This is a genomic window from Aeromonas sp. Y311-2, from assembly GCF_027706025.1.
Taxonomy (GTDB): Bacteria; Pseudomonadota; Gammaproteobacteria; order Enterobacterales; family Aeromonadaceae; genus Aeromonas; species Aeromonas veronii.
On record NZ_JAPDCL010000011.1, the window covers coordinates 109824 to 131753 of the forward strand.

Sequence of the window (21930 nt, forward strand, 5' to 3'; positions counted from 1 at the left end):
AGAGCCCATATCCTCACCATTTGCAGGCTTTTTTTGAAGTGACATTCATGACATGACGGATGTCGAATAATGACATCCATTACACAAGATCACGGCTCGCGCTTCACCAAGGTAAGAGCTCGGCTATGCCTCCCAGCCAGCGCAGCAGAAAGAAGCCCCCCATTCCACCCACCACAACAACCAGAGTCGGTAGCCGCAACAGGGTCAAGAGCATCACCCACAGGGTGGCAGTCAGGTAGTCAGGATCCCAGCCAAGACCTATCCCCGGCTCGTAGCTAAAGACGATGGGCAACCAGATTGCAGTCAGCACCGACTGGGCCGAGAAGCCGAGAAACGCCCCCATCTCGGCACCCGGCTGATATCGGGTCAACCGAGAAAAGAAGGCGAAGCGGTTGAAAAAGGTGATCAGGGCCAGCAGGCCAATCATCAGCCAGCTCACGCTACCTCCTCATCCGGTGCAGCACATAGCCCACCACCATGCCAGCCAGAGCCGAGACGATGATGTGGATCTCCGCCAGCAGCGGCTTGGTAAGCAACGCTGTGCCGCCGCTCACCAGAGTGGCCGCCACCATGGGCAAGTTTTTCATGGCGGGAATGGTCATGGCGATGAAGGTGGCCGCGATGGCAAAATCCAGCCCCATGCTGTCCAGTCCATCGATGTACTGACCGGCCGCGATGCCGAGCAGGGTCGCCAGATTCCAGAACAGATAGAAGACGAATCCCGCGATGAGCGCGTAGGCCGGATCAAAGTGGCCGCTGCGCTCCCGGTCTTTCAGCGCCACAGCGAACATCTCATCAGTCAGGAAAAAAGCAAGGCTGGCCCGCCAGCGCAGGGAGAGCGGCAATACGTCACGGCGGAAGGTGAAGCCGTATAGCAGATGCTGGGAAGTGATCACCATGGTGGAGCCCATGATGGGCAGCAGGGGTGTGCCCGCCCCGAACAGGGTCGTGGCCGAGAGCTGGGCGGCTCCGGCGTAGACCAGCAACGACATCAGCTGAGCCTGAAGCGGACTCAGCCCTGCCTGCAACGCCAAAGCGCCACACAGGATCCCCCAGGGGATCACCGAAATGGAGAGCGGGAGCATATCCAGTGTGGCACGCCACCAGAGCATCCCCGTTCGCTCGGGCACGCTCGTTACTGACATCATGTGATCTTCCTTGTCACAGCCGAAGCGAGCCGAAAAAACTAGCACGGGACAGCAAGCGCTGTCACGTCATCACTGGCGGGAAATAAAACGCCCGCGGAGTCGCGGGCGTGCACAAGGGGATCAGGGCTCGATGACGATGGGCGTACCCGGGTCAATAGCGTCCCACACCTCATCCAGCTCGTGGTTGAGCATGGCGATGCAGCCGTTGGTCCAGTTGGAGGGCTGAACCCTGCGGTTGCCAATGCTGTTGCGCTGGCCGTGGATCATGATCATGCCACCCGGACGAACACCCAGCTCATTGGCGCGCTTGATGTCATCCAGGTTCGGATAGTTGATATGGATGGCTTTGTAGTAGCCGGAATTGGTCTTCTTGTAGTCGAGGGTGTAGCGCCCTTCCGGCGTACGCTGATCCCCTTCCTGCTGCTTGTGCCCCTTGGGCGCCGGGCCCAGAGCAATCCAGTAGCGCTTCAGTTCCTTGCCATCCTTCATCAGGGTCAGGCTATAGGTCGACTTCTTGACCACCACCAAATCGGCTTTTTCGGTAAAGGCAAAACTCAATGCGGGCCAAAGCCCCAACAAACACAGTAATACGGCTCTCATTCCATCCCTCGACAAGCCTCTGGTGCGGGCTTTTCTTGTTACCAGATCATCTGAACGATGCCCGCCGAGCGGCGAGCGAGCGCCATGATATTGGATCGCCATCAATACTCAATATGCCCGGCAAAACATATCTTGCCGCAGCAAGGCTATCTTCCTTGAACGCCGTCATTTGGCATTGGTAATTAACAGTTAAAACAACAAGATACAGAAATTATCGCGCTGGCACCCGGGGCAATGATCGGCGAAGATAACACTCCACTCCCCGACAGGATCATGCCATGCGCTCTTCGTGCCGCCTCGCCACCCTGCTGTTCTCGCCACTCCTGCTCTGGCTGCCCGCCAGTGTCGCCGCCGATGCACTCTGGCTGCGCGAGCCCGCCCTCTCCCCCGATGGCAAGCAGCTTGCCTTCACCTGGCAGGGGCGCATTTTTGTCGCCAGTGCCGATGGTGGCCCCGCTACGGCGCTCACCGGCAGCGACTACCTGAGCCAGCGGCCAATCTGGTCACCGGATGGCAAACGGCTCGCCTTTGCCGCCAATCTCTACGGCAACGAGGATGTGTTCGTGGTGCCCGCCAGTGGCGGCGAGATGGTGCGCCTCACCCGCGATTCGCGCACCGATCTGCCGCAAGCCTTCAGCGCCGATGGCAAACGACTGCTGCTGAGCAGCCAGCGCCTGGGTGCGCCCGATGCCGACCATTTTGTCGCGGAAGGCTACCAATGGGGCGAGCTCTACTGGACCCCGATCACCGGCGGCACCTTGCTGGCCGATCTGCCGCTGCCTGCGACTCTCGCACGCCCCCACGGGGAGCGGCTCGCCTATCAGATGCCCGCGGCGGATCAACCCTTTCGCAAGCATCAGCACTCGTTTGCGGTACCCCGCCTCTGGTTGTTTGATGGCAAGCAGCACAAGCAGCTGACCGAAGATCGGGTAGCGGCCACCGATCCGGTCTGGAGCGACAAGGGGGATACCCTCTTTTACCTGAGCGAGCGCAGCGGCGATTTCAACGTCTGGCGCCGGGATCTCGCCAGCGGCAAGGAGCAACAGCTGACCCACTATCAGGGCCATCCGGTGCGGGGGCTCAGCGCCTCTCGCAATGGCGATCTGGTCTGGTCATGGCTCGGTGAACTCTATCGCCTCGATGCCGATAGCAGCGAGCCACGCAAGCTGACCCTCACCCCGCAAGTGGCGAGCGCGCCGGATGAGGCGAGCGAGGCCCTGACCCTGGCAGACGAAGCGCTGGTCAGCGAAGAGGCGGACGAGTTGATCCTGGTGAGCGAGGGCAACCTGTTTGCCGTCGACCCCGAACGGGAGCGGGTGCGCCAGCTGACCCGCGACCCGAGCGAGCAATCCAGCCCTCTCTTTGCCGAGCAGGGGCGCGCCCTCATCTATCTGTCGGAGCAGCAGGGGCACGCTGCCCTCTATCGCCTGCGCAAGGGTGATCCGGATCTGCTGTTCAGCGATCCCGGCACTCTGACCGAGAGTCTGCTGCTGGCGATTCCCGATAAGGGGATCAGCCGTCCGGTGCTCTCCCCCGACGGCAAGCTGCTCGCCTTCGTGGTGGATGGCCAGGCCATCCACCTGCTGGATCTGGCAAACAACAAACAGCGGGAGCTGGTGCCTGCCAGCTTCAACCCGTCGCGCCACGAGGTGCATCTCGCCTTCGCCCCCGACTCCCGCCATCTGGCGCTCACCTTCCGCCCCGATGCGGCAGAGCAGGAGATCGCGGTGATCGACACGGCCAATCCCAAGGCCAAACCGGTCAATGTCAGCCTCAACGGCTATCAGGATGGGCAACCGGGCTGGAGTCAGGATGGCGCCATCCTCTACTGGCAATCGACCCGATTTGGCGCACTGGGGCCCGATGGCGAACCTCTCGTCACCAACCTGCTCGGCATATACAGCAGCCGCGCTGCCAGAGCCGATGCCATTGCCGAGCTGGAGCCGCCGAAAGGGGGATACGGCTTTGAGAGCGATCGTCTCAACCATCGCGAAGCGCTGCTGCTGCAACCCACCGGTACCCTGCTCGCCAGCCGCATCATCGGCGACCAGCTGATCTATCTGGTGGAGGAGATGGGGGTCAACAGCGAGAGCGAGATCAAGGGCTACAGCCAGGATCTGCGCAAGGGCAAAACCAGCGAACTGTTTGGTGAACAGCCCGGCCCAGCGCTGGCAAGCCTCAACCAGCAGGGCACCCTGGCTACCCTGGTGCGGGATGGGGAGATCACCCGGATCCACCTCGACTCCGGCGAGACCACCAGTGCCCCCTTCGCCTTGCAGCCCACCAGCCGCTGGCAGGCACGCATGACCGCCGCCTTCGATCAGATCGCCCGGCTCACCCGGGACGAGTTCTATCTGGATGACATGAACGGGGTAGATTGGGAGAGCTATGTCGCCGCTTACCGCCGCCTGCTGCCGGGTATCGGCAACCCGCGGGACTTTGGCAACCTGTTGGCGGAGCTGGCTGGCGAGCTCAATGTCTCCCACACCTGGGGCAGCGGCCCCGCCCCCTTCCCACGCATGGCGGACGAGACCGCCAGCCTGGGTGGCTACTGGCAGGATGGCGAGCAAGGGGTCGAGCTCACCGCCCTGCTCTCTGGCGGCCCGCTGGATCAGGAGAGCGATATCGCCCCGGGCGCCCGCCTGCTCGCCATCAACGGCGTCTCGATTGCCAATCTGGCCGAGCTGGATCAGGCCCTCAACCATCAGGCCGGTGCCCGGCTTGCCCTCACCTTCCAGCAGGAGGGCAACAAGCAAACTGACCAGGTGGTGCTTACCGCCATCGATAAACAGCAGGAGTACCAGCTGCAACAGGATCGCTGGATTGAGAAACGGCGGGAGCTGGTGGCCAGCCTGAGCGGAGGACGGGTCGGCTACGTCTATCTGCCGGCAATGAATAGCGAGGTCTACGATGCGGTGGTGGCGGATGCCCTCGGCAGACAGCGCAATCGCGATGCGCTGATCGTCGATGTCCGCTTCAACAGCGGTGGCTATCTCGCCAATACCCTTGTGGAGTTTCTGACCGGCAGCGGCAGCGCCAAGGGGATGGCCAGCAGCTGGCCCCGTCAGGGCAAGGGGGAAACCGATGCCGCCACTCGCCAGTGGACCAAGCCTTCGGTGGTGCTGGTCAACGCTGGCAGCTACTCGGAAGGCTCCGCCTTCCCCGAGTACTACCGCGCCCTCAAGGTCGGCCCCATCGTCGGCGATCCGGTGCCCGGCACCGGCACCATGGTCTACAGCCACGACTCCCGGCTGATCCCGGGACTCTCCTACGGCATTCCGACCTTGGGGCTGCGCAAACCGGACGGTACCTTCTACGAGAATCAGGAGCTGATCCCGGATCTGCAGGTGCCCCTCACTCCGGCTGACATGGTGGCTGGACGCGACCCGCAGCTGGAGGCGGCAGTACAAGCCGCCCTCAAGCAGTTGCCAGCCAGCGCCAAATAACGGCGCCCATCGAGCTCAACGAAAGCGAAACAGCTCGCGATGCAGATGCCCGTCCGGCAACAGCCGGGTCAGGGCATCTGCCATCCCCTCCGGCCCGCAAAACCACACCTGCTCGGGCGCATCCTGCGCGATGCGAGCCAGATCCAGCCGCCCGGCCGCCTTGTCCAGATGCAGCTGATAACGCACACCGGTGCGATGACAGAGCTCGGCCAACCGTCGGTGGTAGACAGCTCCCGCCAGATCCGGCGCGCACTGGATCAGGGTGATCCCCTCGCCCCGCTCCCCACGGGCAGCCAGCCCCTCCAGCCAGGCGACGAACGGCGTGATACCTATCCCGGCCCCCAGCCAGAGGGCTCTACCTCCCCCTTGCGGGGCGACAAAGGCGCCATAGGGCCCGGTCACCACCACCCCATCCCCGATGCGCGCCTCTGCCACCAGCTGACGGGTATGATCCCCGAGCGCCCGCACCGCGATCACCAACTGGCGCCGATCCGCTGACACCCGCACCAGGGTAAAGGGGTGCGGCCCCTCCTTGGCGTCAAACTCGAAGAAGGCAAACTGGCCCGGGCGGTAATGGGCGAGCGGCCTCTCCAGCTGCATGGTCAGCTCGCAGGTCTGATCCGCCAGCGTCCGCACCGCAACGACCCGGCCGGGATGGCGCTTCCGCGCCCCCACTTGCCCCAGCAGGGAGTAGAGGGCCCCGATAGCGCCGATTCCGCCGATCAACCAGATCGATACCCCAACCGGCGTCATGGCTCCCACCTGAGGCAACAGGCAGAGCCCGTGCCCCCACCCCGCCAGATAGATGAGCGGCGCCAGCCGGTGGATCAGCCGAAAACGGCCATAACTCACCAGCGCCAGCAAGCTCACTACCACCAACGCGATCAGTAGATAGAAACTCCACTCACCCAGGGTATTGCCAAGGGCATGGAGCGAGATGCCATTACCTGCACCAGCGCCAGCTGTACTGGCCCCACGCCGCGCAGGACGACTCAGCCAACCCGCCGAGACCGCCCACTTGGGCACCTCCACCACCAGCCAATGCGCAGTGAGCGCCAATGCACCGCCGATGGCCATCTGACGGTGCAATCGCAACATCCGATCCAGACCGCCACACCACACCTCCAACTGCGGCAGACGCAAGGCCAGCAACAGCGAAATCGCCATATAGGTCATCCCCAGCAGGCCGGTCAGTAACAACATCTCATGGCGCCAGGGCCACACCCCGTTGGCATCCCCCGCATAACCGAGCCACCAGACCCCGACCGCCAGCAGTGGCAACAGCCACCAAACCCGTTTACCCGTCATAACATGCTCCCTGGTTCCATCGCTGCAGGGCCTCATCTCCCTGCTAATGGCGCCATTACACACCCGTCCGGTCACAAGACTTTGCCATAGGGGGAAGCTTGTGTGGCAATGTGTGACAAACGGAAACAAAAGAGGAGCCAACTGCCCCCTTCCCGATCACGTTTGTTGGCTCGCCCCTCTTCATAGGAGATGGCGCACAATCCACCTCCGCTGTGATTGACGATCTGCCAGTAAAAGGAATCAAATGGGGATGTTACATATCTGCGGCGGAAAACCTGCTGCCCACTCTTCTGGACAAGGAGATCCCTCTTGCTTTCATCCACCGAACAACGCTACTGCCCGAGTTGTCAGCGCGAGACCAACCATGTCGTGGTGCTGGTCGACAAATCCTATGGAAAAGAGGTGAAACCAGAGCAAAAGCGCACTGCATTTATCAAAGACTTCATTACCGGCTGGGCCGCCGGCCCCTTTCTGGCCAACATGGATCGCTTTGAACGCCATGCCATCTGTGAAAATTGCGGAAATAAAGTTATTGATGAATGAAAAATTAGGGGCAAAACGACTGGTTTTGGGATTGTCGGCGACATCGCTATGGCAAACCGGCCCGAAAAAAACGCTCCGGGTACCCCGTCCACTTCGCAGTGTTTGATCGGTGATAAAAAGTGAGGGGCCGACCGGCCCCTCATGATTACGGCGCTTTTGAGGCCGTTCGCTTGCCCACCAACCGGTGCAGCAGCCTGTTGTATTTTGCCCAGGAGTGGATCAGCAGGAAGATGCCGAACAGCAGGGCAAGAAACAGTTGCCCCACTTCGATGGCATCCAGCGAGCCGATAAAGCTCTCATCCTCCTCCGCCTCCAGATAGTTGAGCCAGGGTTGCAGGGCCAGAAAAATCCAGCCGACCCAGGTCACCAGAAGGATCAGCAGATCCCGCAGCCGATACTTCCAGCTGCGCCGGGTACCGTTGCTGATGATCATCTCCTTCGCCAGCTTATGTTTTGTCACGGAACGACTCCCCCCTGTCAGGACTCTCCCACACCGCCAGCTGGCCACGACGACGCAGGATCGCCTTGGGCACCGCCACCACCACGGTCACCAGATTGAGCAGCCAGTAGATGAGCGGATACCAGACGCACCAGATAAAGCTGCGGGCCATGCTCTTGTCGTAGTGGTTGTCGATAAAGATGCTGACCCCGAACTGCACCAGACAAATCGCGGTCATCATCACCCCGGTCCACTGGAACAAATGACCCACCGCCAGTCCGCTCACATCAGGCTCAATCAGCCAGATAAGCGCCAACAGCAACATGCTGTAGCACCAGGCCACGCTGGAGAGATACTCCAGCAGCAGCAACCAGAAGCGGCGGTTGCGCCAGCGCATCGCCTGCAACCCGTAGCGCAGAAACACCTCGGCGCCCCCCTGCGCCCAACGCAGCCGCTGCTTGTAGAGACCGCGTACCGTCTCCGGCATCAGCACCCAGCAGAGCGCTTGGGGCTGATAGTGGATGAGCCAGCCGGCCAGCTGCAGCTTCCAGCTGATGTCGATATCCTCGGTCACCATGTCATTGCTCCAGCCACCGACCGCCTCGACCGCCTGCTTGCGAAAGGCCACCACCACCCCGGAGACGGTAAAGACAGTACCGTAGATCCGCTGGGCCCGCTTGATGAGGCCGATGATGGAGCTGAACTCGCCAGTCTGGATCTTGCCGATGATGGTGGAACGGGTGCGGACCCGCGGATTGCCGGTGACCGCCCCGACCCTTGGGCTCTCGATGAAGTGCTTCACCATCCAGCGTACCGCGTCATAGTCGAGTACCGCATCGCCGTCGATACCGACCAGGATCTCCCCGCTGGCCACGGTCAACCCGTTGTTGAGCGCCATCGCCTTGCCCTGATTGTGCTGGTGGAGCACGGTCAGGCGCTGATCCTGCTGCGCCAGCCGATCCAGCCGCGCACCTGTGTCATCCTTGCTGCCGTCGTTGATGGCCAGCACCTCGAAATCGGGATAGCGCTGGCGCAACAGGTGGCCGATGGTCTCCTCGACGTTGGCCCCCTCGTTGTAGCAAGGCACCATCAAGGTCACTTTGGGGTAATAGGGGAGCTCCAGCCCCCGCCTGGCCAGCGCGATATCCCGCCGCTCCCACTGGAAGTAGTAATAGAGACCGCCACAAACCCACACCATGGCCATCAGACTGGGATAGGCCAGGGTAAAGATGGCGATCCCTTCCAGAAGCGCCTTCACCGCATCGCCTCCCCTTGGGTGGCCGCAGCGCCGCTGACAGCAACCGGCGTCGCCGGCAGCTGGGCCGGCTGAGGCTGGGTCTGCACCGAGAAGACCGGTTTGAGCACCGCCGGATCCGGCTGGTTGTTGTGGAAATCATCCGGGTAGTAGCCAAAGTTGGTCACCCCCTTGCGCTGGATGATCTGCATCCAGCGCGCCAGCTCGGCATCGGGGATGGGCTGGTCGGTGCGCCAGTTGCGGCTCTGCAGTTCGAACACCAGCCGATTGGCCGGTACCTGTGCCAGTGAATCCTCCGCCAGCCTGGCCAGCCACTCATCGGGGTTTTCTGCCTGCTCCATATAGGGCATGGCCATCACGGCGGTGTAGTCATAGGCCTTGGCAAACGCCGCCATGCTCTGGGCAAACCACTGCTGGGATTGCGGCTCGGTCACCAGCGCCGCATAGATGTTGCGGGCAGTCTTGAGGCCGTCGGCTCCCCCCTGCCGGTAACGGGCGGCGGCATCGCGCAGCGCCATGGTGAAGTCGATCAGCAGATCGGTCTTCTGCTCCCCCTGCGCCTGCAGTGCATCCGGGGTGCGAGCCAGCGGCATCGGCCCCTCGTAGTCGCTCAGGAAGGCGTCGTCATGGAACAGCAGGCCATCGAACTTGGTGTAAAAACCGAGATCCTCGTAGATATCCAAAAGGATTTGACGGCTGGCAGGATCCCAGGGCGAAAGGCGCAAATACTGCCCCTTGGCCGGAGCGCCGGTACGGCTGTCGGTGACATAGGCATGGTTCGGCCCCATGTCGTAGGCCATCACCGGCATCCAGGCGAACACCTTGACCCCGGCCCGGGTCTTGAGCTGCCAGGCGACACGATTGAAGAGATCCGCCTTGACCGGCATATGGCGGTTGGGGAAATAGAGCGCCTCCGCTACCCCGTCGCCGTTGTCATCGGCATAGGCCTGCAGATAGACGGTGGTGATGCCGTAACCCTTGATCCGATCCAGCAGCATGTCGATGTTCTTGTTCATCTGCTGCGGATCCTTGTCGTAGACATAGTCCAGATCCACGTGCACCAAGCGCTCCACCTGCCGCTCCCAGGTGTTGCCCCCCATGATCTCGTCCAGGGTTTCGAGGCTGGTGTCCTCCTCCAGCAGATAGCGGCGCACCGTGCTGCCCGAGTCACTCAGCTTGTTGAGCCCTTCCGCCAGGGTGAAGGTGTATGGCATCCCCGCCGCACGGGCGAGATCCAGCGCATTCTGGTTGAAGGCGCCGTAGGGCCAGACCAGGATCCGTGGTGCCCGACCGGTCTGCTCCCTGAGCTGACTGGCCGATGCGTCGAAGTCGGCTTTTATCCGGGCCCGATAGTCGGCCATGCTCTCGTAGCCATTCTGGCTCCAGCCTGCGGTGGTGACCGCCGGCTGCACGTTGCCCTGCGGGTTGGCGAGCAGCCCGTAGTGGGAGGTAAAAGTGTGGGAGGCCAGCTCCACCAGTCCGGAGTCCTGCATCTCGCGGATCTGCGGCCAGCCGACGAAGTAGCTGCGCGGCAGTTTGTCATTGCCGTAGGGGACCATCTTGTCATCGGCCACATCCAGCCAGCTGCCCACCAGCGCAAAGACCGCCGGATAGTTGTAGAGCTTGAGCAGCGGATAGACCAGCCGGTAGAAGCTCTCGTAGCCGTCATCGAAGCTGAGCAGGATCGCCTTCTCCGGCAGCGGTGCCTTGCCCGCTTTGGCATCCAGGATCTGCTGGAAGCTGACCGGGTGATAGCCCTGCTGTTTGATCCAGTTGAAGTGGCGGATCAGGGTGTCGCGCCGGATGGTCTGGGGATAGAGCTTGAGGTTGGGGGTCAATTTCAGATCGACGATATCGTGGTAGCAGAGCACCACGTAGTCATCGGGTTGCCGGGCCGCCTGCGTCAGCGAAGGCAGCAGTGCAAGCAGCAAAACGAAAGGAGCAAGCCAGCGTTTCATCACATGAAACTCCATTGCAGATTGGCGAAGATGAAATTTCCGAACTCGGGGTTGCCGTCATAGATGGCCTGACGGCGGCCCAGGCCATAGCCCAGGCTGAGAGCGGGAGAGAGGATCCAGTCATGGCGATAGCTGAGCTGCCACCCCTGATCGCTGCCATAGCCCTGCTGCCAGTAGTGATTGCCACTCATGGTCAGGCTCTGCAGCAAAGAGCGACGCCCGTCCAGCGGCAGTCGATAGCGCCCCGCCAGCTCCAGCTCCAGATTGCGATCCTGCAGGGGGTTGAAGTAGTCGACCTCCACCGACTCGTTGCGTGAGGTTGCGCCGCGCAAGGTGGTATCAAACCACCAGCGATCCCGACGCCAGAGATCCTGACGCAGCCAGCCGGAGGCCGTCAGCCGCCGGTTGCCATCGCTGATATCCATCCGCTCCAGCCGCAGTGCCCCCTCGCGGGTCTCATCCTGACGCCAGCCCAGATCGAGCTGGTATTGATCGGCGTAGTTGCCGCGCGCCAATGCCCGCAGCGGGGTGTCGGCACTGTTGAGGTTGATGGCCGAGTCCAGCGTCCAGTGATCATTCAACCGCCAGTCGAGGCGACTCCACAGATAGCCTTTGTGGTTGAGCTCGCTGCCCGTGCCCCCCTCCAGCGTCAGCTGCAGCGGGTAGAAAAAGATCTCGGCCCCCAGCCCGGTATAGGCGGCGCGCTCGGGCTGCTGGTCGAACTCGCCAAAGCTGCCCTGACGGCGGACAAACAGTCGATCACCGCCATCAGTGCGAGCGCTGTAGAGGCGGCTGTCGTAGCTCCAGTCACGACTGGCCTGCACCGAGCCCCCTTCGTTGCGGCCATGAGTCAGGTCAGTAACAAATTGCGGGACCTGCTCCAGAGTCAGCCGCTGCTGCAGCTCCTGACGATCCCGGGTCAGGTTGCCAAGGGTGCGCACAGCCTGCGGCGTGCCCTGCCAGTCGCCCTTGTCGAGCCGGGCATTGAGGCGGCCGGGCTCGGCCAGCACGGTGCGTCCTGCAGGCAGCCAGCGCACAGCCTGCTGATAGGCCTGCTCGGCTTCATCAGGATGACCCCGCCAGCGGCGGATATCCCCCAGTTGCAGCCAGAGCCAGGGATTGGCAGGCGCGGTTTTCAGCCATCCTTCCAGCTGCCGCTCTGCCGCGCCCGCCTCACCACGCCAGGCCTGCAGCAAAGTTTTAAGCTGCAACACCTTCTCGTAGTCGTCGTTGGCCATCCGCATGTTGCCGGTGAAATCCCAGCGCGTCGGCGGCTCCTGCCAACCGGCCAGCAGCCCCTGCGCCGCGCCATAGCGCTCTCCATCCGAATAGGCATAGAAGCGCTTCTCCAGCAGGCGTTTGTCTTTGGCCCGTGCAGGGGTCGCCAGTTGCTGGTAAATCACGGAGGCCTCATCCACCCGCCCCAGCCCGGCCAGTGCATCGGCGCGCGCCTCCAGCACATAGTCAGGCAATGGCCCCTCGGCCTGCAGCGTAGCGGACTCCCGTTCGGCCCGGGCAAACTCGCCGAGGGCCACCAGCGTCACCACTACATCTCGGCGGGCACTGATATAGAGCACATGATCGTGGGGGGCGCGGGCCAGGATCCTGTCTTGCAATGCCAACGTGCGAGTCAGGGAGCGGCGGGCTAGCACCGGATCTTCGGTCTGGGCCGAGATCCGCAGCAGATTGACCGCCTGGTAGTAGTCGAGCCAGAGCCGGTCGACCGGTTTGAACAGCTTGGGGTAACGGCCCATCAGATCCGCTGCGGCAGGCCCCGCCCCCAGGCTCACGGCTACCCGATAGAGTGCCAGCACCTGCTCGTGATTATCCGGCTCCAGCTCCAGCCACTGCTGGCGAGCGAGCAGCTCGCCCATGGGGTCCTCACCCTGACTAGCGGCATAGATGCGGGCTTCGAGGATCGCCTGATCGCGGCCAAAGTTGGCCTCATATTCACCCGCGGCCTGGCGGGCCAGCTCGCGGTTGCCCTGATCACTGGCAGTGAGGAACAGCCCGAGCCAGCCATTGCGGTTGGCGGGATCGCGTCCCTGCAGGATGCGGTAATAGCTGATCGCCTCGGAGTAGCGCTTCTCGTCGCGGGCGGCACGGGCCACCCCTTCCAGCGTACTGTTGCTGATGGGGCTGATCTCGCACGGCTCACAGGCGGCCAGCGCCCCCTTGCGATCACCCCGCCACAGCTGCACGGCGATCAGGTCATCGAGCACCTTGCCATCACCACTTTGCCGATAGAGAGCATCCAGCCCATGCGCTGCCGCATCCAGCTCTCCCGCTCGGGCCTTGATCACCCAGGCTTCGCGCGCCCTGTCAACCTCACTGGCACACACCAGCAGGGGCAATAGCGCAAACATCAAAAAGATGCGATTCATTCGCAACATACCACCCATAACAAACGCTGGTCATATCGTCCCTGCACGACCATACGGATATACACACCCGTCCGCTCCTGCCTGATGAGCAAGAGGGCTTCCTGACTTGTGTGCTGATTTCGAGGGTGAAAGGCGGGCAACGGCCACACCTTTCCTATGTGCGGCCCAGCCATCTCCGGGCGGAGATCTGAGGCTTTCCGAACCCGATTCACATCGGGAGTGGCAAGGAGGGCGATTTTGCAGCTGTGGACAATTTAGTCAATCCAGCAAGATGAGAATATTTCTCAAACATATGAATAGATCAATCTTTATGCACAAAGGTGAGTACAAAAAACACTATTAACAAAATAAATAAAGATATGAGGCGATAAGGTTCTATGAGCTTATGGCCTACTCTGTAGAGACTTGTTCATATGAATACATATTTAAGCATACCAAAACCATCATGCGACAGCCTGTGTCATCAGCATTTCTAAAGTCGCACCAGCCAGTCATCGCCGCGAACAGACATCAGAACCACGCCAAGAATGCCCCCGGCTCAAGAACCGGGAGCATTCCAGCTTACGCAACAGAGGCTCGTGCGCTGTGGCTCAGGATCCACGCCTCGAAGTCGGCCAGCATGCGGGTTTCCGACTCGCTGTTGTCGGCGATGAGCTCGGCGCCGTGTACCACCCGGATATGGGCGTCGAGCGGGCTTCCATCGCCAGCCGCGGGGCGCTGCTGGGCGGCAGCCATGCAGGCCTGAGCCTGTTGCCACGCTTCGGCGGCGCTTAGGTTGCATGCCTCGGCCAGCGGCACTGCGCTAAACCCCTCGCCGGTCAGGCTGCGCAGGGTCTCATCATGACTCATGCCGTTGCCCGGCCCCCAGTAGTGGGCGGCCAGATCCGGCCCGATACGCGGGTTGTCGGTGAGGTAGCCATCACGTTTGAGGAAAAAGGCGCGGGTCTGCTCCACCGCCATCAGCGCCAGCAGGTAGCCGTGATAGGCGCAGGCCGACTCCTGATTAAGGAGGTGCGGAATGGCCAGCAACGGGCGCGGGCTCTCGACCCCGAGGATCTTGCGCTCCCACTGGCGGGCCAGCGCCAACACAGCCTCGGGGGTGCGCTCGGCCTCATCCATGGCGTAGAGATCCCGCTCGAAGTAGGCCACCAACGCGATCTGGCGCTCGTTAAAAGCGCGAAACGGCTGACGCGCTTCAATCATCTCCTTGACGAGGGCATCGGGAACTGACTCTCCCACCGCATTTCTGGCGTAACGTTTCAGCCAGTCGGCATCGTCCAACAGGCTGTCGCAGAACATCGACTGGGTTTCGGCATAGGCCATGGAGGTGGGCGGAAACTCCTGTGAGAAGCAGGGGGCGTTGCCGGTGACATTGGCAAAATGCGCGGCGTGGCCCCCCTCGTGGAACAGGGTGTTGAGGCCACTCCAGCCGCTGCCCACCTGCGCCGGATCGGCCAGGCTGGTGAAGTTGACCACCGCCGGCACCCACTCCCCCTGTTGGAAGAAGCTCGGCACTGGGCCGTGGCAGAAGCCGTTCTCGTATTTCCCCTCCCGGGTCAGCAAATCCAGCGTCAGGGTAGCCCCGCGATACTGGATGCCGAGCCGGCGGAAGCTCTCGACCCAATCCCGCAGCGCCCGCGAGAAGGGCACGTAAGGATCGAGCTGGCGGGTCACATCGCCGCTCACGCTGTAACGCAGGTTGTGGGGCAGCAGGGCCGCCTCGCCCTTGGCGGCCTTCAGCTCGGCGAGGCTTTGCTGCAGCCGCCCATCGGTGCGGGCGATAAAGTCGTCGAGGATGGCGAACAGCTGCTCCGGGCTCATCTGCTCGTTCTTGCGCACCTTGTAGTCGAAGTAGTCGCGATAGCCCATGGCGCGGGCAAAGCGGTTGCGGATCGCCACCACCTCGAGAAAACCGTTGCCGACCACCCACTGCTCCAGGGTGTGGAACATGGCGAGCGCGCTCTGGCGCACCGCCTCGTTCGGGCTGGCGGCAAGGGAGGTACTCGCGGCGGGCAGGCTGCCTGCGACCTGCTGGCCCTGCTCATCCAGCAGGGTCAGTTTCAGCCCCTTGCGGCGGGCGAACAGCGCCGCCTCGGCAGCCACCAACTCATCCATCAGGGCGGATGCGGCGGGATCTTCAATCACATTGCACTCGAAGAAGGCGATCCAGCCTTGCAGACCGCGCTTGAGATCATCCTCGTCGGCCTGCACCAGCATCTCCCGCAATTCGGGCAGACGGGCCGGATTGGCACAAAAGGCCTTGTAGGCCTGCTCGGCCGCGGTGAAACCGGCCTGATCGTCGCTGGTGCCCATATAGGTGGACCAGAAGAGATCCTCCTTGCGCCTGTGCACCTGCAGGTAGTCGGCGTTGAGCTGGTTGAAGTAATTCCTGGCAATGGAACTCATAAATTCCCTCTTGTTATGGGGTCACCCGCAGCGGGGCCTACTCCTTTTTTTAGTGAAATGCCAAATGATTCACACTCTTTGGCAAAAATTGCGCAGGGATGCGCATCAACACGCTACCAAAAAGTGGGGGTTGCTGTCTGCTGACTATACTGATGTTAAAACGCTCATTTGAGAAAGGTCGGCAAGAGACTGAAAGTAAATGAGTTGTTAACTCTTACGAACTGGCTGCCGCGGTACAGAGCCACATAAAATCAACAGGGAAATGAGGGTTTAGTCATGTTCAAGCTCGGTGATATTACCGTGAGCCGCAAATTGATTTTGCTGCTCGCACTGGCGTTTGTCGGTTTTGTCTCGCTGCTACTTATCTCGGCCAACGCGCTCCAGCGCAATCTGATGAGCGAGCGAGAGGCGCGGCTCAATGCGGTTCTGGAACAGGCCATGAGCCAGATCCAGTTTCTGGCCAGCACCCTGCCAGCAGAGCAGGCCCAGCAGGAGGCGCGCAAGCTGCTGACCAACACCCGCTTTGATGGCAACAACTATTTATTCGTCATCGACGAGAACCGCACCATGGTGGTTCACCCCATCCGCCCCGAACTGGTCGGGCAGAAGATGGGTGAAGGGGGTGCCGCCACCACCGGGCAGTTCTGGTATCAGATGGTGGATATCGCCAAAGGGGGCAAACAGGGCACCCTGCAATATGTCTGGACAGGCCCATCGGGCGAAACCGCCGACAAGCTCTCCATGGTATCCGGCTATCAGCCCTGGGGCTGGATCCTCGGTTCCGGCATGCTGCTGCAGGATATTCAGCAGACCATCTGGGCCCAGTACATGAAGATGGGGACCGCCACCGCCATCGTGATCCTGCTGATGGGGCTGCTGGGCTGGCGCATCACCCACTCCATCGTCTCCCCCCTCAGCCAGATCAACCACGCCATGCAACGGGTCGCCAAGGGGGATCTGGTGGTGAGCATCCCGGTACAGGGCAAGGATGAGCTGGGAGTGGTCGCCCGCTGCACCAACCAGAGTCTCGATGCCATCCGTCACGCCCTGCTGGAGGCCAGCCAAGGTGCCCGCAACGTGGCGGATGCCGCCCTGCGCATCGCCGCCTCTGCCGAGCAGACCAATCAGGCGGTCACCAGCCAGCGGGATCAGCTGGCCCAGCTCGCTACCGCCATGAACGAGATGAGCGCCACCATCTCCGATGTGGCCGGGCACGCCGAAAATACCGCGCGGGATACCCAGGAAGCGACCGGTGAAGCGGGCCTCGGCAACCGTGACGTTCATGCCAGCGTGCACGGCATCAAGGCGCTGGCCACCGAGGTGGAGCAGGCCACCCAGCAGGTCAACCAGCTCAAAGAGGGAGTGATGCAGATCAGCGAAGTGACCGCCGTCATCAGCGCCATTTCGGAGCAGACCAACCTGCTGGCCCTCAACGCCGCCATCGAAGCAGCCCGTGCCGGTGAGCAGGGCCGCGGTTTTGCCGTGGTGGCCGACGAGGTGCGCCAACTGGCCAGCCGGACTCGCCAATCCACCGAGGAGATCCAGAGCACCATTGCCCAGCTGCAGCAACGGGCCGTCACCGCCGCCAACGCCATGGATACCAGCCGCAAACTGGCAGAGAGCAGCGTCAACCAGTCCCAGCAGGCGGGGCAGGATCTCACCCTGATCGTCAACCACATCCAGCATGTAAGCGACATGGCGACCCAGATCGCGACGGCCGCCGAGCAGCAGAGCATGGTGGCCGAGGATATGAACCGCAACGTCAGCGGCATCAACGACTCGGCGCTGGAGATGTCCCAGTCCGCCTCGCAACTGGCGCAGGAGAGCGAGCTGCTGGCCGGTCTCTCCCGCAGCCTAGATGAGCGGCTTGCGGTGTTCAAACTGGGCAAGGAGTCCGCCGCGGCGCCGATGATGGCGCCCCTGTCTCCCCCCTCCGGCGAGCAGCACGCCCGCCATTGATAGCGTCAATACGTGTCGCCTTGTCACCCGACCTGCCAGCTCAGCTGGCAGGTTTTTTTACGCCAACAACACGCAATTAGCATGCATCTTATCGACATATTCAACGTTAATCGGTGCCATTCACAAATAAGAGAACAATTTAAAAACAGCCAGTTAGAATGATTTGCGCGCCATTGGATGATGCGTTTAAACATTTAACTTCAAATAATTAATCAATGCGGTGCACAATGTTGATGGCCGAACATTTGGCCCATCACTAATCATCTAGTCATTTGGCAAACTGACCGAAAGGTCGGGACGCAAAGCCTCCGGTCTACAGACGTTTTGTCCAGGATAGCGGGGTTGCCACACGCAAGTGTGTATCGGGGAATCCCCAGGCCAACTGACTGCCCACATCTGTCGAACAGAGGAATGTATGGCAGCAAAAATCCAACTCAATCACATCGCAGCGGTGCTGGCTCTGCTGGCCAGCGGCAGCGCCCTGGCTCATGGCTACATCAGCCAGCCAGAGAGCCGCAACTATCTGTGCAAAACCGGCGGCAACAGCCAGTGTGGCGGTGTGCAGTGGGAACCCCAGAGCGTGGAGGGCCCTTCCGGCTTCCCGCAGAGCGGCCCGCAGGATGGTCAAATCGCATCGGCGGGCAGCCCGCGCTGGAGCGAGCTGAACATCCAGACCAGCGACCGCTGGACCAAACGTGAAGTACAGCCCGGCCCCTTCGCCATCAGCTGGACATTCACCGCCAACCACGTCACCCGCAACTGGCGCTACTACCTCACCAAGCAGGACTGGAACCCCAACCAGCCGCTCACCCGCGCCTCGTTTGACCTTAATCCCTTCTGCGTCATCGATGGCAACATGGTACAGCCGCCCAAGCAGGTGACCCACAACTGTATCCTGCCGGAGCGCACCGGTTATCAAGTGATCCTCGGCGTGTGGGAAGTTGGCGACACCAGCAACAGCTTCTACAACATCATCGATGCCAAGTTCAAAGATGGTAGTCAGCCGCCGCTGGAGTGGAGCCAGTCCGGCACCATCTACCCCTCCATCGACCTCACGGCAGGCGACAAGGCGATGACCCGGGTATTCGATGCCAACGGCGAGCGCCCCGATCTGCAAACCGTGCTGACCATCACCACTGCCGAAGAGGGCCAGAAGAACAACTGGGCCCATGCCCTCGCCAGCAAGATCAACGCCGAACAGAGCCTGATCCGCGCCGGTCAGCAAGGAGCCGATGGCCAGTTCAATCCGGTCTATGGCATGAACCCCATTTATCTGAAGCGAAACAGCGAGTTGAAGCGGGTCGAGATTGACCTGCAACAGCAGCAACCGCCGGTGGTGGACAGCATCAGCGTCAGCGGTCTGGCCAGCGACTATGTGCTGGACAACGGCAAGGCAACCCTCGATTTCACCGTCACCGCACAGGGCGAACTGGCCGTCACCAACACCCTCTATGACCACGGCGGAGTGGCCAAGGGTGAAAGCCGTGCAGATATCAAAGACAGCAGCCACACCTTCACCATGGCGCTGGAAGGGCTCAAGGCAGGTCACCACCAGCTGGTGATCAAGGCCACGCCGAAAGCGGGCGGCGAGACCATCCAGCAGACCATGGATCTGATGTTCAAGGAGCAGAGCAGCGGCGAATACGACTTCGTCTTCCCGAACTCGCTCAAATCCTATGCCGCCGGCACCAAGGTGCAGCAACCGAAAAATGGCAAGGTCTATCAGTGCAAGCCCTTCCCCTACAGCGGCTACTGCCAGCAGTGGACCACCACCGCCACCCAGTACGAGCCGGGTGTCGGGTCCCACTGGCAAGAAGCCTGGATTGAGCTGAAGTGATCCGCAGCGGGTCATGACGCCATCAATAAAACGGGGAGCCATTGGCTCCCCTTCTTGTCTTCTATCCCCGTTCAAATCTGGACGTCGATGGCGGGCTAGCAGCTCATAACACCTCCCCGATAGCCTGCACGACTCTTGTACAGTGCTCGCGATCCCTCTCTATTGCTCATATCGGCCACTCGCACAGGGCGCCGGACGCAGACTCTGTGAGCCATGCCCCTCTGCCACCTTGAACCCTGTGCCATCATGGGATCAGGCAGCAACGACGCGAAAGGAAGCCGCCATGTGGATCAATGCCGAACCCGTCAACGGAGCCCTGGTCTCGCTGGCCATCGGCCTGATTATCGGGCTGGAGCGGGGCTGGCAGGTGCGCCAGCTGGGGGATAACCAGCGCATCGCCGGGATGCGGACCTACGGCCTCATCGGCCTGCTCGGCGGGGTGTGCGGTTTGCTGCTGCCCACTCTGGGCCCCTGGCTACCACTGCTCGGCCTTCTAGCGGTGGTGATCGGCTGCGGCCTCTCGGTCTGGCTGGCCCAGCGCTGGCAAGGGGAGTTTGGCCTCACCAGCTCGGTAGCTATGCTGCTCACCTATTTGCTGGGGCTGATGTCGGTGCTGCTGAGCCCGAGCGAAGCGGTGGCCTGCGCCGTGCTGGCCGCCCTGTTGATGGGGCTCAAGGGCAAGATCCAGCAGGGGATGCTGTTTCTGAGCGAAACCGAATTCCACGCCACCCTGCGCTTTCTGCTCATCTCGCTGGTGCTGCTGCCGGTACTCCCCAACGAGGAGATGGGGCCCCTCGATGCCTTCAACCCCTTCAAGATCTGGCTGATGGTGGTGGTGATCGCCGGCATCTCGTTTTGTGGCCACTTCGCGGTGCGCCTGCTCGGCACCCGCGCCGGGCTGGTACTCACCAGCATACTGGCGGGATTGGCCTCCTCCACCGCCCTCACCCTGCAGTTCGCCCGCCTCAATAAGGAACAAGGGGGGCTGGAGCGGCTGCTGGCCACCGGCATCCTGCTGGCAGGGGCCACCATGTGGCTGCGGCTGCTGGTACTGGTGCTGCTCATTCACAGCGAACTGGCGATGCGCCTCATCGCCCCCCTGTTGCTGCTGGCCACCACAGTCTACGGCTGTGCCTTCTGGTTCTGGCGTCAGCGCGAGGAGCTGACTGACGGCCCGGTACAGCCGGAAACCAGCAACCCGCTCGATCTGGCCACCGCCATCAAGTTCGGCCTGCTGCTGGCACTGATCGGCTTTATGGCCACCCTGTTGCAGAGCAAGGTGGGCAACTCCGGGGTCTACCTGCTGGCGCTAGTTTCGGGGATCACCGATGTGGACGCCATCACGCTGTCGCTCTCCCAGCTCTCCCACAAGGAGCTGGCACTGGAGGTCGCCGCTCGCGGCATCCTGCTGGCCGGTTTGATCAACTCGCTGGTGAAGGGGTTGCTTGCCCTCGGCATCGGCGGTCGCAGTCTGGGGCTGCGGGTGCTGCTCCCCTACTTCGTCTCGGCCCTGCTGATCCTGCCCCTCCTCTGGCCAGCAGGATGACCGGGATCACCTGCAACGAGTGACAGACTGACGGCGCCCCTGACAGTCACGTATACTGCCTGCTCTTGCAGCATGAGGAGGTAGCAATGGCGAGCGACTGGGACAAGGTACTGGCAGGCGGGGCACTGGATAGCCAGAGCGAGGAGATAGCGAACGACCGGATCCGCGGTCAGACGCTGCTGGCCAAGCTCAATGGTTCATCGGCGGGCGATGGCCCTCTGCGCCAGCAGATCTGCCGCGAACTGTTTGGCCACTGCCCCGACTCCTGCTGGATCAGCACGCCGTTTACCTGCGAATTTGGCCGCAACATCCATATCGGCGAGAAGACCTTCTTCAACTTCAACGTCACCATTCTCGATGTGGGCGAAGTGCATATCGGCAGCCATGTGCTGCTGGCCCCCAACGTGCAGATCTACACCGCCACCCACACCATGAACTATCTGGAGCGACGCAACTGGACCGCCTACAACAAGCCGGTGCGGATCGGTGACGACTGCTGGATCGGTGGCGGCGCCATCATCTGCCCCGGCGTCACCATAGGGCCGCGCTCCATCATTGGCGCCGGCGCCGTGGTGACCCGCGACATCCCGGCCGACTCGGTGGCGGTGGGCAATCCGGCCAGGGTGATCCGCACCCTCAAGCAGGACGAGGAGCGCTGCTGGGAGCTGGCCCAGTGATGGCGCTGGCGCTGCTGCCGCTGGGCTGGACCCTCTGGCTCGGCCTCGGCGAGCAGCAGTGGTGGCCGCTGGCCGTGTTGCTCACCATGAGCCTGCTGACGCTGGCGGCCTACGCCTGGGACAAGCGGCAGGCGGTGCGGGGCGAGTGGCGCATTCCCGAATCCCGCCTGCATCTGCTGGAGCTGTGCGGCGGCTGGCCGGGCGCACTGGTGGCCCGCCAGTGGCTGCGTCACAAGACCCAGAAGCGCAGCTACCGGCTGGTCTTCTGGTTTATCGTGCTGCTGCACCTCACCCTGTGGGCGCTCTGGGTCGGGCGGCCACTCTGGCAGCAATAGCTGTCTGCGTCACAAAGGGACAATGGGCCCCATTGCGGCCAATTGGTAGCTATGAGAAAACAGTGCTGATTCATCAGCGTTTTCGCCGT

The 21930-nt window shown here is 62.0% G+C and carries 16 protein-coding genes and 1 riboswitch; of the genes, 7 read left to right on the top strand and 9 right to left on the bottom strand.

What is annotated here, in order from left to right; all coding sequences use genetic code 11:
- Window positions 1-103: 103 nt before the first annotated feature.
- From OKC42_RS12330 to OKC42_RS12340, 3 genes are all read right to left on the bottom strand, one after another.
- Window positions 104-439 (bottom strand): AzlD domain-containing protein, encoded by a 336-nt coding sequence (locus OKC42_RS12330; RefSeq protein ID WP_270819841.1) that lies wholly within the window; start codon window positions 437-439, stop codon window positions 104-106.
- 1 nt (window position 440) lies between these two features.
- Entirely contained in the window at window positions 441-1148 is a 708-nt protein-coding gene (locus OKC42_RS12335; RefSeq protein WP_005348822.1) for an AzlC family ABC transporter permease, read from the bottom strand.
- 120 nt (window positions 1149-1268) lie between these two features.
- Window positions 1269-1748, bottom strand: coding sequence for a L,D-transpeptidase family protein (locus OKC42_RS12340; protein ID WP_042084254.1), 480 nt, complete (start codon window positions 1746-1748; stop codon window positions 1269-1271).
- A gap of 278 nt (window positions 1749-2026) precedes the next feature.
- Here OKC42_RS12340 and OKC42_RS12345 point away from each other — a divergent pair, with 278 nt between their 5' ends.
- Window positions 2027-5194: a S41 family peptidase gene (locus OKC42_RS12345; RefSeq protein WP_151286188.1), complete on the top strand. Its 3168-nt coding sequence runs from the start codon at window positions 2027-2029 to the stop codon at window positions 5192-5194.
- Between the two features lie 15 nt (window positions 5195-5209).
- Here the strand turns inward: OKC42_RS12345 and OKC42_RS12350 are convergent, their stop codons facing one another.
- Complete coding sequence (locus OKC42_RS12350) at window positions 5210-6502, bottom strand: ferredoxin reductase family protein (RefSeq protein WP_151286187.1); 1293 nt, start codon at window positions 6500-6502, stop codon at window positions 5210-5212.
- Window positions 6503-6811: 309 nt separating this feature from the next.
- Between OKC42_RS12350 and OKC42_RS12355 the strand changes: the two genes are divergently transcribed.
- The gene (locus OKC42_RS12355; RefSeq protein WP_128834915.1) at window positions 6812-7045 is read left to right on the top strand and encodes a hypothetical protein; all 234 of its coding nucleotides are present in this window, start codon (window positions 6812-6814) and stop codon (window positions 7043-7045) included.
- Between the two features lie 145 nt (window positions 7046-7190).
- On the opposite strand, the gene OKC42_RS12360 is transcribed toward OKC42_RS12355, so the two are convergent.
- The 5 genes from OKC42_RS12360 to OKC42_RS12380 form a co-directional block, all read right to left on the bottom strand.
- Window positions 7191-7505: a hypothetical protein gene (locus OKC42_RS12360; protein WP_128834913.1), complete on the bottom strand. Its 315-nt coding sequence runs from the start codon at window positions 7503-7505 to the stop codon at window positions 7191-7193.
- Window positions 7492-8742, bottom strand: coding sequence for a poly-beta-1,6-N-acetyl-D-glucosamine synthase (gene pgaC / locus OKC42_RS12365; RefSeq protein WP_128834911.1), 1251 nt, complete (start codon window positions 8740-8742; stop codon window positions 7492-7494). The genes OKC42_RS12360 and pgaC overlap by 14 nt, the downstream gene beginning before the upstream one ends.
- Complete coding sequence (gene pgaB, locus OKC42_RS12370) at window positions 8739-10697, bottom strand: poly-beta-1,6-N-acetyl-D-glucosamine N-deacetylase PgaB (RefSeq protein WP_270819847.1); 1959 nt, start codon at window positions 10695-10697, stop codon at window positions 8739-8741. The genes pgaC and pgaB overlap by 4 nt, the downstream gene beginning before the upstream one ends.
- The gene (pgaA, locus tag OKC42_RS12375) at window positions 10697-13081 is read right to left on the bottom strand and encodes a poly-beta-1,6 N-acetyl-D-glucosamine export porin PgaA (RefSeq protein WP_270819849.1); all 2385 of its coding nucleotides are present in this window, start codon (window positions 13079-13081) and stop codon (window positions 10697-10699) included. The genes pgaB and pgaA overlap by 1 nt, the downstream gene beginning before the upstream one ends.
- A gap of 561 nt (window positions 13082-13642) precedes the next feature.
- A complete protein-coding gene (locus OKC42_RS12380; protein ID WP_270819851.1) occupies window positions 13643-15487 on the bottom strand; it encodes a M3 family metallopeptidase in 1845 nt (614 codons plus the stop codon).
- 276 nt (window positions 15488-15763) lie between these two features.
- Here OKC42_RS12380 and OKC42_RS12385 point away from each other — a divergent pair, with 276 nt between their 5' ends.
- The 5 genes from OKC42_RS12385 to OKC42_RS12405 all read left to right on the top strand — a co-directional run bounded on the left by OKC42_RS12385 (window position 15764) and on the right by OKC42_RS12405 (window position 21841).
- The gene (locus tag OKC42_RS12385; RefSeq protein ID WP_201953638.1) at window positions 15764-17446 is read left to right on the top strand and encodes a methyl-accepting chemotaxis protein; all 1683 of its coding nucleotides are present in this window, start codon (window positions 15764-15766) and stop codon (window positions 17444-17446) included.
- A gap of 264 nt (window positions 17447-17710) precedes the next feature.
- Window positions 17711-17796: riboswitch (cyclic di-GMP riboswitch) on the top strand.
- Between the two features lie 65 nt (window positions 17797-17861).
- Window positions 17862-19283: an N-acetylglucosamine-binding protein GbpA gene (gene gbpA, locus OKC42_RS12390; protein ID WP_201953635.1), complete on the top strand. Its 1422-nt coding sequence runs from the start codon at window positions 17862-17864 to the stop codon at window positions 19281-19283.
- A gap of 283 nt (window positions 19284-19566) precedes the next feature.
- Window positions 19567-20829 (top strand): MgtC/SapB family protein, encoded by a 1263-nt coding sequence (locus OKC42_RS12395; protein ID WP_201953632.1) that lies wholly within the window; start codon window positions 19567-19569, stop codon window positions 20827-20829.
- Between the two features lie 86 nt (window positions 20830-20915).
- A complete protein-coding gene (locus OKC42_RS12400) occupies window positions 20916-21506 on the top strand; it encodes a sugar O-acetyltransferase (protein ID WP_201953629.1) in 591 nt (196 codons plus the stop codon).
- Complete coding sequence (locus tag OKC42_RS12405) at window positions 21503-21841, top strand: DUF1294 domain-containing protein (protein ID WP_201953625.1); 339 nt, start codon at window positions 21503-21505, stop codon at window positions 21839-21841. The genes OKC42_RS12400 and OKC42_RS12405 overlap by 4 nt, the downstream gene beginning before the upstream one ends.
- Window positions 21842-21930 lie beyond the last annotated feature (89 nt).